This is a genomic window from Hoeflea sp. AS16 (assembly GCF_038900095.1).
GTDB lineage: Bacteria > Pseudomonadota > Alphaproteobacteria > Rhizobiales > Rhizobiaceae > Hoeflea.
This window is the reverse complement of sequence record NZ_JBBMQQ010000002.1, coordinates 62,377-76,253: the sequence shown is the minus strand read 5'-3', so window position 1 is coordinate 76,253 and position 13,877 is coordinate 62,377. Positions and strand designations below refer to the sequence as shown.

General features: G+C 60.1%; 18 protein-coding genes. 5 read left to right on the top strand and 13 right to left on the bottom strand.

The window, feature by feature from the left end:
- Positions 1-44: 44 nt before the first annotated feature.
- From WNY80_RS05710 to WNY80_RS05695, 4 genes are read left to right on the top strand one after another with little or no spacing between them, the layout of a single operon-like run.
- Positions 45-1,292, top strand: coding sequence for a divergent polysaccharide deacetylase family protein (locus WNY80_RS05710; RefSeq protein WP_342886400.1), 1,248 nt, complete (start codon positions 45-47; stop codon positions 1,290-1,292).
- Positions 1,293-1,302: 10 nt separating this feature from the next.
- Complete coding sequence (locus tag WNY80_RS05705) at positions 1,303-1,839, top strand: RNA pyrophosphohydrolase (protein WP_342886399.1); 537 nt, start codon at positions 1,303-1,305, stop codon at positions 1,837-1,839.
- The gene (locus tag WNY80_RS05700; protein WP_342886398.1) at positions 1,836-2,591 is read left to right on the top strand and encodes an amino acid racemase; all 756 of its coding nucleotides are present in this window, start codon (positions 1,836-1,838) and stop codon (positions 2,589-2,591) included. Before WNY80_RS05705 ends, WNY80_RS05700 begins: the two co-directional genes overlap by 4 nt.
- A complete protein-coding gene (locus WNY80_RS05695) occupies positions 2,545-3,042 on the top strand; it encodes an N-acetyltransferase (RefSeq protein WP_342886397.1) in 498 nt (165 codons plus the stop codon). Before WNY80_RS05700 ends, WNY80_RS05695 begins: the two co-directional genes overlap by 47 nt.
- Before the next feature lie 117 nt (positions 3,043-3,159).
- Here the strand turns inward: WNY80_RS05695 and WNY80_RS05690 are convergent, their stop codons facing one another.
- From WNY80_RS05690 to WNY80_RS05650, 9 genes are all read right to left on the bottom strand, one after another.
- The gene (locus WNY80_RS05690; protein ID WP_342886396.1) at positions 3,160-3,558 is read right to left on the bottom strand and encodes a F0F1 ATP synthase subunit epsilon; all 399 of its coding nucleotides are present in this window, start codon (positions 3,556-3,558) and stop codon (positions 3,160-3,162) included.
- A gap of 78 nt (positions 3,559-3,636) precedes the next feature.
- Positions 3,637-5,172 (bottom strand): F0F1 ATP synthase subunit beta, encoded by a 1,536-nt coding sequence (gene atpD / locus WNY80_RS05685; RefSeq protein ID WP_342886395.1) that lies wholly within the window; start codon positions 5,170-5,172, stop codon positions 3,637-3,639.
- 24 nt (positions 5,173-5,196) lie between these two features.
- Positions 5,197-6,075: a F0F1 ATP synthase subunit gamma gene (locus WNY80_RS05680; RefSeq protein WP_342886394.1), complete on the bottom strand. Its 879-nt coding sequence runs from the start codon at positions 6,073-6,075 to the stop codon at positions 5,197-5,199.
- A 27-nt stretch (positions 6,076-6,102) separates the two neighbouring features.
- Positions 6,103-7,632, bottom strand: a complete 1,530-nt coding sequence (gene atpA / locus WNY80_RS05675; RefSeq protein WP_342886393.1) for a F0F1 ATP synthase subunit alpha — start codon at positions 7,630-7,632, stop codon at positions 6,103-6,105.
- On the bottom strand, positions 7,632-8,192 hold the full coding sequence (locus WNY80_RS05670; RefSeq protein ID WP_342886392.1) for a F0F1 ATP synthase subunit delta: 561 nt from the start codon (positions 8,190-8,192) through the stop codon (positions 7,632-7,634). The genes atpA and WNY80_RS05670 overlap by 1 nt, the downstream gene beginning before the upstream one ends.
- Positions 8,193-8,483: 291 nt before the next feature.
- Positions 8,484-8,870 (bottom strand): DUF4345 family protein, encoded by a 387-nt coding sequence (locus WNY80_RS05665; RefSeq protein ID WP_342886926.1) that lies wholly within the window; start codon positions 8,868-8,870, stop codon positions 8,484-8,486.
- 167 nt (positions 8,871-9,037) lie between these two features.
- Positions 9,038-9,976, bottom strand: coding sequence for a DMT family transporter (locus WNY80_RS05660; protein ID WP_342886391.1), 939 nt, complete (start codon positions 9,974-9,976; stop codon positions 9,038-9,040).
- 122 nt (positions 9,977-10,098) lie between these two features.
- Positions 10,099-10,554, bottom strand: coding sequence for a hypothetical protein (locus WNY80_RS05655; protein WP_342886390.1), 456 nt, complete (start codon positions 10,552-10,554; stop codon positions 10,099-10,101).
- 82 nt (positions 10,555-10,636) lie between these two features.
- Positions 10,637-11,482 (bottom strand): helix-turn-helix transcriptional regulator, encoded by an 846-nt coding sequence (locus tag WNY80_RS05650; RefSeq protein WP_342886389.1) that lies wholly within the window; start codon positions 11,480-11,482, stop codon positions 10,637-10,639.
- 133 nt (positions 11,483-11,615) lie between these two features.
- On the opposite strand from WNY80_RS05650, the gene WNY80_RS05645 reads away from it, so the two are divergent.
- Positions 11,616-11,828, top strand: a complete 213-nt coding sequence (locus tag WNY80_RS05645; protein ID WP_342886388.1) for a DUF2061 domain-containing protein — start codon at positions 11,616-11,618, stop codon at positions 11,826-11,828.
- A gap of 153 nt (positions 11,829-11,981) precedes the next feature.
- On the opposite strand, the gene WNY80_RS05640 is transcribed toward WNY80_RS05645, so the two are convergent.
- The 4 genes from WNY80_RS05640 to WNY80_RS05625 are packed head-to-tail and all read right to left on the bottom strand — an operon-like array spanning position 11,982 to position 13,688.
- Positions 11,982-12,566, bottom strand: a complete 585-nt coding sequence (locus WNY80_RS05640; RefSeq protein WP_342886387.1) for a YdeI/OmpD-associated family protein — start codon at positions 12,564-12,566, stop codon at positions 11,982-11,984.
- A 2-nt stretch (positions 12,567-12,568) separates the two neighbouring features.
- Complete coding sequence (locus WNY80_RS05635) at positions 12,569-12,934, bottom strand: hypothetical protein (RefSeq protein ID WP_342886386.1); 366 nt, start codon at positions 12,932-12,934, stop codon at positions 12,569-12,571.
- The gene (locus WNY80_RS05630) at positions 12,931-13,368 is read right to left on the bottom strand and encodes an SRPBCC domain-containing protein (RefSeq protein WP_342886385.1); all 438 of its coding nucleotides are present in this window, start codon (positions 13,366-13,368) and stop codon (positions 12,931-12,933) included. The genes WNY80_RS05635 and WNY80_RS05630 overlap by 4 nt, the downstream gene beginning before the upstream one ends.
- Positions 13,365-13,688, bottom strand: a complete 324-nt coding sequence (locus tag WNY80_RS05625) for a metalloregulator ArsR/SmtB family transcription factor (RefSeq protein WP_342886384.1) — start codon at positions 13,686-13,688, stop codon at positions 13,365-13,367. Before WNY80_RS05625 ends, WNY80_RS05630 begins: the two co-directional genes overlap by 4 nt.
- Positions 13,689-13,877: the final 189 nt, after the last annotated feature.

Sequence of the window (13,877 nt, the reverse complement as noted above, 5' to 3'; positions counted from 1 at the left end):
CGGACTGATTCAATCAGCCCTCATCGGGATTCGGACAGAAGATCGTGGGCGACAAGATCCATCAACCGCTGGGACAGGACCGGAAGCCGCGGAAACCCTCGGCAGGCCGGCCTAAGCGCGCCTGGTCAACCCTGCTGTTCGGCTCGGTCGCGGTCTGTGCCGTCATCGGTACCGCAGCATGGATGGCGTTCTCGGGAAGCCGCTTCGACACCGGCGGCACCGTGGTGATGCTCGACCAGCCGGAAACCGCATCGACCGAGACCCCCGTTGACGACACCACCGGTCCGCAACAGCCGGCCGGTTCCGACAGCAGCGCCGATGCCCTGCCCGGCGATGATGCGGCGCTCAAGACCCTGCACGGACGCTCCGGCGCCGAGGTCTCGACCACGCTGGGCGAGGACGGCGAGGAAATCAACAAGATCGTCCCGGTCAAACGCCCCGACAACCGGCCTGTGCTGCTCACCCCGCCGGGAAGGGTCGGTCAGCATCCACGCCTTGCCCATTTGCCTGATCCGGCGGTGATCGAGGAGACAGGGGCCGGTCCGCTGCCAGTGCGCGGCCCCGATGGCGAGCGTGCCTTCGACATCTATGCGCGGCCCTGGTCGGGCGCACGCGGCGCCCGCGTGGCGATCATCGTCGGTGGGCTGGGGCTGAGCCAGACCGGGACGCAATACGCCATCAGGACGCTTCCGGAAGAGATCACCCTCGCTTTCGCCTCCAACGGCAACAGCCTGCAACGCTGGATGCAGGAGGCTCGCCGGCAGGGTCACGAGATATTGCTTCAGATTCCGTTCGAACCCTACGATTACCCTGCCAACGATCCCGGTGCGGGCACTCTGACCGTCGAGGCCGGCGCGGACTCCAATCTTGCCGACCTGCACACCGCGATGGCCCGGATCACCAATTACACCGGCATCACCAATTTCATGGGCGGCCGCTTTCTCGCCGATCCCGAAGCGCTGGAACCGGTTATGCGCGATCTCGCGGAACGCGGCATCATGTTCCTCGACGACGGAACCTCGGCGCGATCATTGACCGGTCAATTCGCCAAAACACTGGGCATGCCCTTCGCCGCATCGGACATGGTGCTCGACGCCACCCAGGAGCGGGGTTACATTCTCTCCAAGCTTGACGACCTGGAACGGACGGCCCGACGCAACGGCATCGCCATCGGTGTTGCTTCGGCCTTCGATGTCAGCGTCGATGCAATCGCCACCTGGGCGGAGGAAGCCAAGGCCCGGGGAATTGAAATTGTTTCCGCCTCGGCCGCCGCCGAGGATCCGGAGAAATAGGCAGGATATCATGGCCAGCAGCGACAAACGCACCAGCGACCCCGACAGCCTGCCTTACCGCTTGTGCGTCGGCATCATGGTGCTCAACAGCGATGGCCTTGTCTGGGCCGGCCGCCGCATCGCCGAGGGCAACACCGAGTATGATGGTTCGCCTCAACTCTGGCAGATGCCCCAGGGCGGCATCGATGACGACGAAATTCCCTACCAGGCGGCGCTGCGCGAACTTTACGAGGAAACCGGAATGCATTCGGTGGAGCTTCTCGCCGAAGCGCCCGACTGGATAGATTACGATCTCCCCGACCACCTCATCGGCATTGGCCTGAGGGGCAAGTACCGTGGCCAGCGGCAGCGCTGGTTCGCCTTGCGCTTCACCGGCAAGGAAAGCGAGATCAGCATCAATCCACCGCCGGGCGGTCACAAGGCCGAATTTGACGCCTGGGAATGGAAACCGATGCAGGATCTGCCCGGCCTGATCGTTCCGTTCAAACGAAAAGCCTATGACCAGGTGGTCGCGGCCTTCGCTCATCTTGCGGGTCCGGCGACATGAGGCTGATCGGGATGTTGGGCGGCCTCGGGTGGGAAGCCACATCCAGCTATTACCGGATGCTCAACGAGTTCACCCAGAAGGAACTGGGCGGTCAGCATGCGGCGCGCATTCTGCTGCATTCGGTCGACAATGGTGCGGTCAGGCAGGGCTTGAACAACGGCGATTTCGAGCAGGTGGTCTCTGTTTTGTCCGACGCCGGGCGCAGCCTGAAGGCCGGCGGTGCGGATTTCATTATTATCGCCAGCAATGTCATGCATCAGTTTGCCGAACAGGTCGAGCATGCTGCCGGCATCGAGCTTTTCCATATCTGCGATCCGACTGGTGCCGAGATCCGGCAGGCCGGGCACAAGACCGTGGCCCTGCTGGGAACACGCTCCACCATGGAGTGTGAGCCCTATATCGAACGGTTGCAAAGCGAATCACAGGCCGGTGTGATCACGCCGGAGGCCAAGGACCGCGTCGAAATCAATCGCGTCATCTATGAAGAGCTCTCCCGTGGCATACTGCGCTCGGGCGCCCGCGATTTCATCACCGAAGTCATCCACGAACTGCATGCCCGTGGCGCCGAGGCTGTCGTTCTCGGCTGTTCCGAGCTCACCGCGATCGTTCCCCCTGACCGCGGCACAATCCGCATTTACGACACAACCAGACTGCACGCCAAGGCAGCCGTGAAACACGCACTGGAAGTGACCTATGCAAGACCGAATGAGCCTCGCATCCCAAACAGTCTACCGGGAAAGCACCCCCACTGATCTCCCGGCGATCCGGGAGCTGGACAGCCAGGACGCCATTGCTGAGGAAGCGGGCCTTGCCGAGGCCTTGCAACAGGGCCGTTCCGATACGCTGTCCCTTGTCGCAGAGCTCGACGGAAAGGTTATCGGTCATATCCTGATGACCGCCACCGCCGGGCCCGAGCGTGCCCTGGCTCTGGCACCGTTGGCCATTCAGCCAACCTACCGGGACATGCAGATCGGCACCGAACTCGTCCGCCATGCGCTGCGGCTGGCGCGTGAACGGGGCTGGAAGTCGGTGTTCGTGTATGGCCAGCCCGACTATTATTGCCGGTTCGGTTTCAAGTCACGCACCGCCGATGGAGCCGATGTTGCATGCCAGGGGCCCCGTTTCCTGGCCCTGGAATTGTGCCACGACGCTCTCGCCGGCTGGTCTGGCCCGCTCACCTATCCCGAAGCATTTCACAAATGATTGAGCTGAACGGGCAAAGACTGCGGTGACCGAGAGGACATTCCCGCATCAAGCCGGATGAACAAAAAAGGCGGCCCGCAGGCCGCCTGGAAATATCATCACCTGAGGGATGTCAGCCTAGATTGCTGCTTCCAGCGTCGTCAGGTGATCGAGATACTCCTGCGCCTTCTGCTTGGCGGCGCCATTGGCTGCATCAGCCACATCTTCGCGGGCGTTCTGGATCCGCTTGGACAGGGCATCCCGGTCGATATCGGCCACCGCAACGGCAGATTCGGCAAGCAGGGTGCAGCCATCGGGCAGAATGTCGACAAAGCCGCCAAACACCACGAAACGGTCGCTTTTTCCTTCGGCGCTTACCACGGTAACCACACCCGGCTTGATCGTGGTCATGGTCGGAGCATGATGCGCCATCACCGTCATTTCGCCGTCAGTACCGGGAATGACGACTTCCGACACGGATGCCGACAAGAGCAACCGTTCCGGGGATACGAGTTCAAAATTGAAGCTGTCAGCCATGACGTTCACTTTATCGCAGTGCTGTTCGGATGCGCCGCGCAGGTGGGCCGAAGCCGACCTGCGCGGGCAATTTCATGATTAGGCGACTTCGGCGGCGAGGCGCTGGGCCTTTTCGACGGCCTCTTCGATGGTTCCGACCATGTAGAAGGCCGGCTCCGGAAGATGGTCGTAGTCGCCGTTCACCAGGCCCTTGAAGCCCTTGATGGTGTCTGCGAGGTCAACCAGCTTGCCAGGCGCGCCGGTGAACACTTCAGCCACGAAGAACGGCTGCGACAGGAAGCGCTCGACCTTACGGGCGCGGGCCACGGTGACCTTGTCCTCTTCCGACAGCTCGTCCATGCCGAGAATGGCGATGATGTCCTGAAGCGACTTGTAACGCTGCAGGATTTCCTGCACGCCACGGGCAACTTCGTAGTGCTCGTCGCCGATGATCAGCGGATCGAGCATGCGCGAGTTGGAGTCGAGCGGGTCAACGGCCGGGTAGATGCCCTTTTCGGCAATCGAACGGTTCAACACCGTCGTTGCGTCCAGGTGGGCGAAGGTCGAGGCCGGTGCCGGGTCGGTCAAGTCATCGGCAGGCACGTAAACGGCCTGCACCGAGGTGATCGAACCCTTGTTCGTGGTGGTGATCCGCTCCTGCATCGCACCCATGTCGGTGCTCAGTGTCGGCTGATAGCCCACAGCCGAAGGAATACGGCCCAGAAGCGCCGACATTTCCGAACCGGCCTGGGTAAAGCGGAAGATGTTGTCCACGAAGAACAACACGTCCTGGCCTTCGTCGCGGAACTGCTCGGCAATCGTCAGGCCGGTCAGCGCAACACGCGCACGTGCACCCGGAGGCTCGTTCATCTGGCCGAACACGAGTGCGCACTTGGAGCCTTCTCCGCCGCCTTCCTTGTTCACGCCGGATTCGATCATCTCGTGATAGAGATCGTTACCTTCGCGGGTACGTTCGCCAACACCGGCAAACACCGAATAGCCGCCGTGGGCTTTCGCGATGTTGTTGATCAGTTCCTGAATGAGAACCGTCTTGCCAACGCCGGCGCCGCCGAACAGGCCGATCTTGCCGCCACGTGCGTAAGGTGCCAGCAGGTCGACGACCTTGATGCCGGTGACCAGAATTTCGGCTTCCGTGGACTGCTCGGAGAATTCGGGAGCGTCCTGGTGGATCGAGCGGCGTGCCTTGGTCTTGACCGGGCCGGCGTCATCCACTGGTTCGCCAATCACGTTCAGGATACGGCCGAGGGTTTCCTCACCGACCGGTACCGAGATCGAATCGCCGGTATCGACAACCTTCTGGCCGCGAACCAGACCTTCGGTCGAGTCCATGGCGATGGTGCGAACGACGTTTTCGCCCAGGTGCTGAGCCACTTCCAACACCAGGCGGTTGCCCATGTTGTCTGTTTCAAGCGCGTTCAGGATGGTCGGCAGCGTGCCTTCATCAAACGCCACGTCCACAACCGCGCCGATGACCTGCGTCACGCGGCCGACTGCGCCGGACTTCGCCGCGGCAGTTTTGACTGCGCTCGCCTTCGTCGCTGCTGCGGGCTTCTTAGCCGCTGCGGTTTTCGTCGCCGCTGCGGGCTTGCTTGCCGGGGTAGCTGCCTTAGCCATGTATCTTACCCTCTTCCGTGTACCTTAGAGCGCTTCCGCGCCCGAAATGATTTCAATGAGTTCCTTGGTGATCTGCGCCTGCCGCTGACGGTTGTAGCTCATCGACAACTTGTCGATCATCTCGCCTGCATTGCGGGTTGCGTTGTCCATCGCGGACATCTTCGCGCCCATCTCACCTGCAACATTCTCAAGCAGTGCCCTGAAGATCTGCACCTTGATCGAACGCGGCAGCAAATCCTCGAGGATTTCTTCGGCACTCGGCTCGTAGTCGTAGATCGCCGATGCACTTGCATCCGCATCAGTTGTTCCCGACGAAGCAGGAATGAGCTGCTGCGCTGTCGGAACCTGGCTGATCACCGACTTGAACTCCGAGTAGAACAGAGTGCAGACGTCGAAGCCACCCTGGTCAAACAGACCCATGACCTTTTCCGCGACCATTTCGGCCTGGGTAAAGCTCATCTGCTTGACGTCGCGGAAATCCACACGCTCGATAATCAGAGATGCGTATTCCCGGCGCAGGATGTCATAGCCCTTCTTGCCGACGCAAAGGATCTTGACGGATTTGCCGTCCGCCAGAAGCCGGCGCACATGATCGCGCGCAAAACGCGCGATCTGGCTGTTGAAACCGCCGCACATGCCGCGTTCGGCTGTGCAGACCACCAGCAGATGGGTGTCGTCCTTGCCGGTGCCGGTCATCAGCCGCGGTGCATCATCACCGCTGCCGACAGCCTCGGCGATGTTGGACATCACTGCTGCCATGCGCTGTGAATAGGGCCGCGCGGCCTCGGCCGCCTCCTGCGCACGCCGAAGCTTCGCCGCGGCGACCATTTGCATCGCCTTGGTGATCTTCTGCGTCGCCTTGACGGAGGCGATCCGGTTTTTCAGATCCTTGAGTGAAGGCATCCGTTATCCGTCCTCGGTCTGTTGCCGTTAGGCAAAGGTTTTGGCGTAAGTGTCGATAGCCGACTTCAACTGCGACTTGGTGTCGTCGCTGATAGCCTTCTCCTTGCGGATGGTCTCGAGCACGTCCTTGCCTTCGCTGCGCATGTAAGCCAGCAGGCCCTGCTCGAACTTGCCGACTTCGCGAACGCCGATCTTGTCGAGATAGCCATTCACGCCGGCAAAGATCACCGCAACCTGTTCTTCCGTCTTGAGCGGCGAGAACTGGGGCTGCTTGAGCAGCTCGGTCAGGCGCGCACCACGGTTGAGAAGACGCTGCGTTGCCGCATCGAGGTCGGAACCGAACTGTGCGAAGGCCGCCATTTCGCGGTACTGCGCGAGTTCGCCCTTGATCGAGCCTGCAACCTGCTTCATCGCCTTGATCTGAGCCGACGAACCCACGCGGGACACCGACAGGCCGACGTTCACGGCCGGGCGGATACCCTGGAAGAACAAGTCGGTTTCAAGGAAGATCTGACCGTCGGTGATCGAGATCACGTTGGTCGGAATGTAGGCCGACACGTCGTTGGCCTGGGTTTCGATCACCGGCAGAGCGGTCAGCGAGCCCGAACCATTGTCTTCGTTGAGCTTCGCAGCGCGCTCGAGAAGGCGTGAGTGAAGGTAGAAAACGTCGCCCGGATAAGCTTCACGCCCCGGAGGACGACGAAGCAGCAGCGACATCTGGCGATAAGCCACAGCCTGCTTGGACAAGTCATCGTATGCGATAAGGGCATGCTTGCCGCTGTCGCGGAAATATTCGCCCATCGCACAACCGGCAAACGGTGCCAGAAACTGCATCGGAGCAGGATCGGATGCCGTAGCGGCAATCACGATCGAGTATTTCATTGCGCCGCGATCTTCGAGGATCTTGACGAATTGCGCGACCGTCGAACGCTTCTGGCCGACAGCAACATAAACGCAGAACAGCTTTTCAGCTTCAGGGCCATTCTCGTGGATTGGCTTCTGGTTCAGGAAGGTGTCGAGAATGATCGCGGTCTTGCCGGTCTGACGGTCACCAATGATCAGCTCGCGCTGGCCACGGCCAACCGGGATCAGGGCGTCGATGGCCTTGAGGCCCGTCGACATCGGCTCATGCACCGACTTGCGCGGCATGATGCCCGGAGCCTTGACGTCCACGCGGGCGCGGGTCTTGGACTTGATCGGGCCCTTGCCGTCGATCGGATTGCCAAGCGCGTCAACAACGCGGCCGAGCAGTTCCGGACCAACCGGCACGTCCACGATGGCGCCGGTCCGCTTGACGATGTCGCCTTCCTTGATGTCCCGGTCGGAACCGAAAATCACCACGCCGACATTGTCGGCTTCAAGGTTGAGCGCCATGCCGCGAATTCCACCGGGGAATTCGACCATTTCACCAGCCTGGACATTGTCGAGGCCGTAAACGCGGGCGATACCGTCACCGACGGACAGGACCTGACCAACCTCGGAAACTTCGGCTTCCTTGCCGAAATTCTTGATTTGATCCTTGAGAATTGCGGAAATTTCCGCGGCGCGGATATCCATCAGCCAACCTCTTTCAGTGTATGCTTAAGGGTGGAAAGTTTAGTGCGAAGCGATGTGTCGACCTGACGCGAGCCAATCTTGACGATCAGACCACCCAGCAGCGACGCATCGACTGTGACGTTGAGCGTCACGGTTTTCCCAGTCACGCTTGCGAGCGCGGCCTTGAGTTCTTTTTCCTGAGCCGCCGACAGCGCATGCGCCGTCTTGACGTCGGCAGTCACTTCGCCACGTTCACGCGCAACGGTCTCGTGATAGGACCGGATGATCGCGGGCACGGCAAAAAGCCGGCGGTTGCGGGCAACGACCTTGAGGAAGTTGCCGACCAGGCCGGAAATGCCTGCCTTGGCCATCAACGCCACAATCGAGCGCGACTGGTCTTCAGCGGAAAAAACGGGGCTGTTGACGAGGCGCTGCAGGTCAGCGCTGCCGTCGATCATGGCCTGAAAACGGTCAAGATCCTTCGCTACGGCGTCAATCGACTTGGCGTCTGCCGCCAGCTCGTAAAGCGAGGAAGCATACCGTTCGGCGACACCGGAAATTTGATGGGAGTTATCTGCCACGGGCGGGATTGTCTCTCATTGCCATCCAAACGCCTGCACTTGACCGAAAGCCGGAAAGGCAAGCCTCTGAATTTGTTACGGTAAATTTCGGGGAACCCGAGCTCGAAAGTTCGTTTTTCCCGAAATGCGCGGTCCGTCTAGCATAGAGCGTGAGGACTCGCAACACGCCGGGTGCGGCATAACGCACCTGCTTTAGGATGAGACAGCCAACTTGCGGGTCCGCAAAGGTGCTGAATCACCCCCCGGCCAGGTGGGGGCGGGCCGGATCAGGCCAGATCGGGTCAGATCGGGTCAGATCCATCCCAGCCCGTAAAGCAGCGGCCCTGCCGCCAGCAAGATCTCGATCACCACCGAAGCCAGATTGTAGATGGTCACGCCCCGGTCCGACATCATCGAGATGATTCGCCCGAATGCCGTGAACGCCCACCCGCATCCCAGTGCCAGGTAGATCAGCGGCTGGGCGAACAACATCGCACAGATGCCGACCCCGAGATAGAAGCCCGCCATCGTGGCCCGCGCCTCAGATACCGCCTCCGGATGATCCGGCGCGGTCTGCAGCCTCAGGATTCGAAGCGACAGCCGCGGCGCGAACAGCAGCATCAGCCCGAACAGGATCGTCACCAGCGCCGAAGACCAGGCGACCCATTCGCCCTGTGTCATTGGCCAATAGAATTCAATCATTCCCGCATCTCCGTTTCCTCTCCGGCGCCTTCGGCTTTCAGGCAGCGCCAAAGTGACGCATCAGGCCAGATCTCGAACCCACTCGTCACCGCTTTATCACGCCGTGCACGCCCGCCAAAGCCCCGGCACTGTCACCCGAAACTTTCCGCAAGCCCGCAGGTCCGTCAGGATTTTTCCTTGAGCTTGCGCTCGTTACGGGCGATCTGCCGCTCCCGGTTCATGATGTAGATGCCGCTCAGGCAGATGATCGAAGCCCCGACAAGCGTCCAGCCGTCGGGAACGTCGCCGAAGACGATGAAGCCGAGCGCCGTCATCCACAAGATCTGGCTGTAGATGAACGGCGCCACCTTCGACGCGCTGGCAAGCCGGCTGGCCTTGACCAGCAGCGCATGGCCGCTCAGCCCCAGCAGACCGAGGCTGGCAAGCAGCACCAGCTCGAAAGCCGACCCCGGCATCTGCCCGTACATCAGCGCCGGCGGCGCCATCAGCACGGCGCCAAAGATGCTGGAGTAGAACACCATGCTCGTCTGGCTTTCCTGCAATGCCAGCTTGCGGGTCACGATCGAATAGATCGAGTGGGTGATCGCCGCCAGGATCGACCAGACAATCGACACCGAGAACACGTCGGTTCCCGGACGCACCACGATCAGCACACCGACGAAGCCGACCATGATCGCCGCCCAGCGGCGCGGCCCCGCCCATTCACCCAGCAGCGGTCCGGCAAGCGCCGTCACCAGCATCGGCACGCTGAGAAAAATGCTCACCGTCTGTGCCAGCTGCAGCTCGCGCAGGGCCATGAAGTTGAACAAGGTGGTTGCCGGCAGCAAAAGCCCGCGCAGGACTTGCAGCGGCACACTGTCCATCCGGTACATGTCCGCCCGCCGCCATCCCTGGAAGGCAAAGAATGAAATCACCACATGGCTGAAAAACCGGCACCAGACCACGAAGATCGCGGCATAGCCCGCCGTCACCAGGTATTTGGCCGTCGTATCCAGCACGGCGAAGCACATGAACGTGCACAGCGCCATGACCATCGCCACCGGCGGCATGGCTTCGCGGTCGACATCGTGCCGGGCCGGGCGGGGATTGGGTATCGGATCCAAGGGAATGCTTTCGTTTGGGTCGCTGCGTCAGGGTGAACTCACTGGAATGCAGTTAGCACATGCACCCTATCTGTTTCTGTAAAACCTCAAGCAACTTTCTGGCCGGCGATCCCGGACAGGACTCAAGCACCGCAATCGCCCTTGTAGGCAATCTCGCTCGAAGCGCCATTGCGCGACACGGTGATCACCCCCGAAAACGCCGAACTTTCAATGCCCCGCTCACCTTCGAGCAGGCTGACTTCGACCAGATAGGGATTGGCGTCGTGAGACTGGTAGGAGCGCACCGCACCGCCATCGAGTGACCGGATGCCGGTCTGCGCCAGCTGCTTCAGCTGTCCGTCGATCCGCATGAACGGTGATTCGATCGGATCGACGCCATCCTCTGCCGGAAAATTTGTAAACAGCACCCAGCGCCAGCTCTCCGGATCATTGTAAGCGAAGCGGTGATCAGCCCGCGTGAAACTGCAGTAGCTGTCGATATTGTGCCAGACGATGTCGTCGATCCGCGGCGCACCATCCTGGGCGGCGACCGGTCCGGCCAGCAGCATCGCAAAAATCGCACTCAGCATCCGTGTCATCGGCACAATCCTCACCCGTCATCCGTGTCATGCACGGCCAATCTACATCCTTGGCCGGAACCCGCCAGCCCTTCCGGCCAATTCAGGCCTGATCAAAAATCTCCCGGATGATCTTTCCGGCATTGCGCGCCTCGACCTCCGATTCGCGCACCAGCGTGTCAAAATGCTCGGTCAGGGCGCTGACCTGCAGACTGTCGCGGTAGACCAGGTAGAACTGCCCGACATAGACCACCGCCAGCAGCCGCCCGAAGATCGATACCGGCGCGGAAAACACTTTTTTCGAATCGTAAAGATAGAGCCTGAGCGACGGATACAGCCGCGAACACCCGTCCGCCATGAACTCGATTTGCTCGGCACGGGTGGCGGCATCCAGCCCTTCCCAGTAGCCGTGACCGCGCGCCAGCGACTTCACCTTGTCGATCGAGACACAGATTTCATAATCCGATCCCGGTGCCCGCAGCCATTCGGTGGTCTCGTGCATGGCGCCACGCGCCTGCTCCGGCGTCTTGTCGAGAAAGGCGGCATATTCCCATTCCAGCACCGCCTCGGTCTTCAGGATGTCGGGAAGCATCGCCGGCACGTGTCGGATCTTGTGCCCGGCGGCCTCCTGGTGCCAGGCGATGATCTGCTCGTCCGCCGGCGTCCGCTGCGCCGTTTCCATCCGGAAATTCGCCGACAGCACTTCCGCCGCCGTTTCGGGCCGGTCCGACAGCCCCAGCAGCCAGTCGGCGCTGACCCCCAGCGCCTCGGCACATTCCGCCGCCAGATGCGCATTCGGCAGCCGCACCTCGTCGCCGGCCAGCAATTGCGCGATCGTCGAGCGGTCGACGCCTGCAGCCCGCGCCAGTGCGCTGCGGCTCATCCCGGTCAGGGCCAGCCGGGCGGCCAGCCGGGTGCGGAACAGTTCTGAGCGTTCATTCTTGTGCATGCCGTCTTTTCCCACAGATGGTGATTTTTATCAACAATCATGCATTTATGCGGCGAAGATACAGAATTCCGGCAGATGCTGCGGAGGTGTAGGAATCAGGCATCTCATCACCAGACAGGAGAAACCGCAGACCATGGAATCGAAACTCAGAACCATCGCCAAAGCCATCACATGGCAAGCTCTCGGCCTCGCCGTGACCGGCGCGCTGGCCTGGTTTCACACCGGCGACATGGTCACCGCCATGAGCTTCGCGCTCTCCACGGCAGCAAGCGGCCTAGCCTTCTTCTTCGTGCATGAGCGGGTGTGGGCACGGGTGCGGTGGGGGATTGGCGAGCGGCATGCGTGAGGGTCGAGGGGGAATGTAGACCTTCCGTGCGACGCTTTGCACAGGGACTTTCAGCCCAAAGTCATCGTTTTATCTCTGTGCAGCAAAGGCCCGCTTAGAGCCCATACTTCTCGAAGCGACGAGGTTCATAACCACCAGCTTTCCGTTCTCCACCTATCGTTCGTTGAAACCCTTACCTTGAAGGATGCGTGGTCGGATTCTCTCAACCCGGCGGGCTCGAGTTTCGGATTGCTTGGCATCAGAAATATACAAAACATATCCGCGTTGCCGTCCTGACGTCAGGTCCTTGAAGGCTTCTGCCAGTTCAGGATCTTCAGCAAGCGCTTCCTGGAACTCTTCGGGGTAGTCGAGGCAGTGCTTCTCCTTAAAATCGATCTTGAGACCGTTTTTCTCGGCCTGAACAGCTTTTCGAATGAAGGACGTGATCACATCCGTGAGCTGCTCGATTTCTTCTAGGCTCTTAAACCGCAACTGTCGCATCGCCTGGGAATGCTTGCCGGGTGGAACGAGGACATGGTCCTCGTCCTCAAGAAGAGCTCCCTTGAAAAAACCGAGAGCGCAATAGTTTTTCATGCCGTAGATAATGACGACGTTGGCACTGCCAAGTCCGTAGCAGAGCTTTCCCCACTTCACTCGTTCCTCTAGGCCGCAGTCGCGGGCCAGCGAGCGCAGCTTCTTGCGTTCATTATGCCAATCTGGCTGCGCTAGCAGATTCTTGATTTCGGTACCCATCGTCATGCTTAGCGTGGCACCGCAAACCAGTTACCCAAAGCGATGACCGTGCATACGGCAGCAACCCCAAGCCAATAGAGCAACGGCCCGTTGTCAGCTGCCCCGGAAAAAAGGTGGACACCCGAAAACAGCAACATTTCAGCTGCAATGCCGATGGCAGCAAGTGGAACCAGAAAACCAAGTGATGGCATGAAGGCAGGCAGGACCAGACAAGCGGCACAGATCAGCTCAAATGGGACTAGACCCATCCAGACGCCATTCGGGATGGCGTTAAGTGTCGGTACCGACTGCGTCGAATTGAACACCTTCCAACCCGCGCCGATTACCGTGTGCAAGGCCAGGAGCACTTGCAGGATCAACAGAAAAATAGTCAACGCGATGCTCCTTTGGACAAATTTGAGACCTGATTGGACAAGACCTGTTCGAGTCTGCCGAGGAAATTGTTCCACCCAGCTGTCGCTCCACGATACGCTTGCTCCTGATCCATCCCGAAACCTGTCTGCTCCATACGCAGATGTGTGCCGGTCTCGGTATTTGTCAGGGTCCACGTAACGACACTGTCGAGACCGTGTGCCTGCCACGAATATGAGAGGAACTTCGGTGGTTCCACCGCCAGTACCATACAGGCAACAGTTCCCCAGCTCGCTTGTAGCTCGAACTCATGACCTGGTTCGGCTTCAAAATCACATTCCATCAGCCACTCCCCGACCAGGTGCTTTTGCGTCAGCGCCCGCCAGACCTTCTCGGGAGGATGATCAAGCTGGCGCTCCTTGACGACTGCCCTCATCTCGTTCTTCACATCTGTCATTGGTCCATCCTGTTGAGCAGGTCTTCGAGACTTTGGAGTTTCGAATCCCAGAACCCGCTCATGCGCCGTGTCCAATCGACCAATGGAACCAGGGCATTCGTCTGGGCCGCATAGCGTGTCTCCCGCCCCTCTTGCTTAGCGCTAACCAGGCCACCCTTCTTAAGGATGGCGAGATGTTTGGAGACTGCAGGCTGCGAAACTCCGGCACGTTTCGTCAATGCAACGACCGTCTGCTCCCCTTCAATGCAGAGATGCTCGAAAACGCCGCGACGCGTGGGGTCGGCAAGGGCCTTAAATATGTCGTCTGTGGGTCGGTTCATAAAGCATAACTCCAAGGTTATGATTTTTCATAGCCGACGGGTTATGCATTGTCAATTGTCACTGCCTGTCCAACGTCGCTTCGCTTAAGATGAAAAGAACTTGGTTTCATCGAATAGGTCTGCCAATAGAAAACAGGTTGCTGGCATTCCATGGCGTCATGTCTGCTTTGGCCGAATTGCAGACCTTGG

Bases quoted from the DNA above. Each gene is read 5' to 3' on its own strand.
- WNY80_RS05705 (WP_342886399.1), top strand. From the start codon at position 1,303: ATGGCCAGCAGCGACAAACGCACCAGCGACCCCGACAGCCTGCCTTAC.
- WNY80_RS05700 (WP_342886398.1), top strand. From the start codon at position 1,836: ATGAGGCTGATCGGGATGTTGGGCGGCCTCGGGTGGGAAGCCACATCC.
- WNY80_RS05695 (WP_342886397.1), top strand. From the start codon at position 2,545: ATGAGCCTCGCATCCCAAACAGTCTACCGGGAAAGCACCCCCACTGAT.
- WNY80_RS05690 (WP_342886396.1), bottom strand. From the start codon at position 3,558: ATGGCTGACAGCTTCAATTTTGAACTCGTATCCCCGGAACGGTTGCTC.
- atpD (WP_342886395.1), bottom strand. From the start codon at position 5,172: ATGGCTAAGGCAGCTACCCCGGCAAGCAAGCCCGCAGCGGCGACGAAA.
- WNY80_RS05680 (WP_342886394.1), bottom strand. From the start codon at position 6,075: ATGCCTTCACTCAAGGATCTGAAAAACCGGATCGCCTCCGTCAAGGCG.
- atpA (WP_342886393.1), bottom strand. From the start codon at position 7,632: ATGGATATCCGCGCCGCGGAAATTTCCGCAATTCTCAAGGATCAAATC.
- WNY80_RS05655 (WP_342886390.1), bottom strand. From the start codon at position 10,554: ATGACACGGATGCTGAGTGCGATTTTTGCGATGCTGCTGGCCGGACCG.
- WNY80_RS05650 (WP_342886389.1), bottom strand. From the start codon at position 11,482: ATGCACAAGAATGAACGCTCAGAACTGTTCCGCACCCGGCTGGCCGCC.
- WNY80_RS05645 (WP_342886388.1), top strand. From the start codon at position 11,616: ATGGAATCGAAACTCAGAACCATCGCCAAAGCCATCACATGGCAAGCT.
- WNY80_RS05640 (WP_342886387.1), bottom strand. From the start codon at position 12,566: ATGACGATGGGTACCGAAATCAAGAATCTGCTAGCGCAGCCAGATTGG.
- WNY80_RS05630 (WP_342886385.1), bottom strand. From the start codon at position 13,368: ATGACAGATGTGAAGAACGAGATGAGGGCAGTCGTCAAGGAGCGCCAG.
- WNY80_RS05625 (WP_342886384.1), bottom strand. From the start codon at position 13,688: ATGAACCGACCCACAGACGACATATTTAAGGCCCTTGCCGACCCCACG.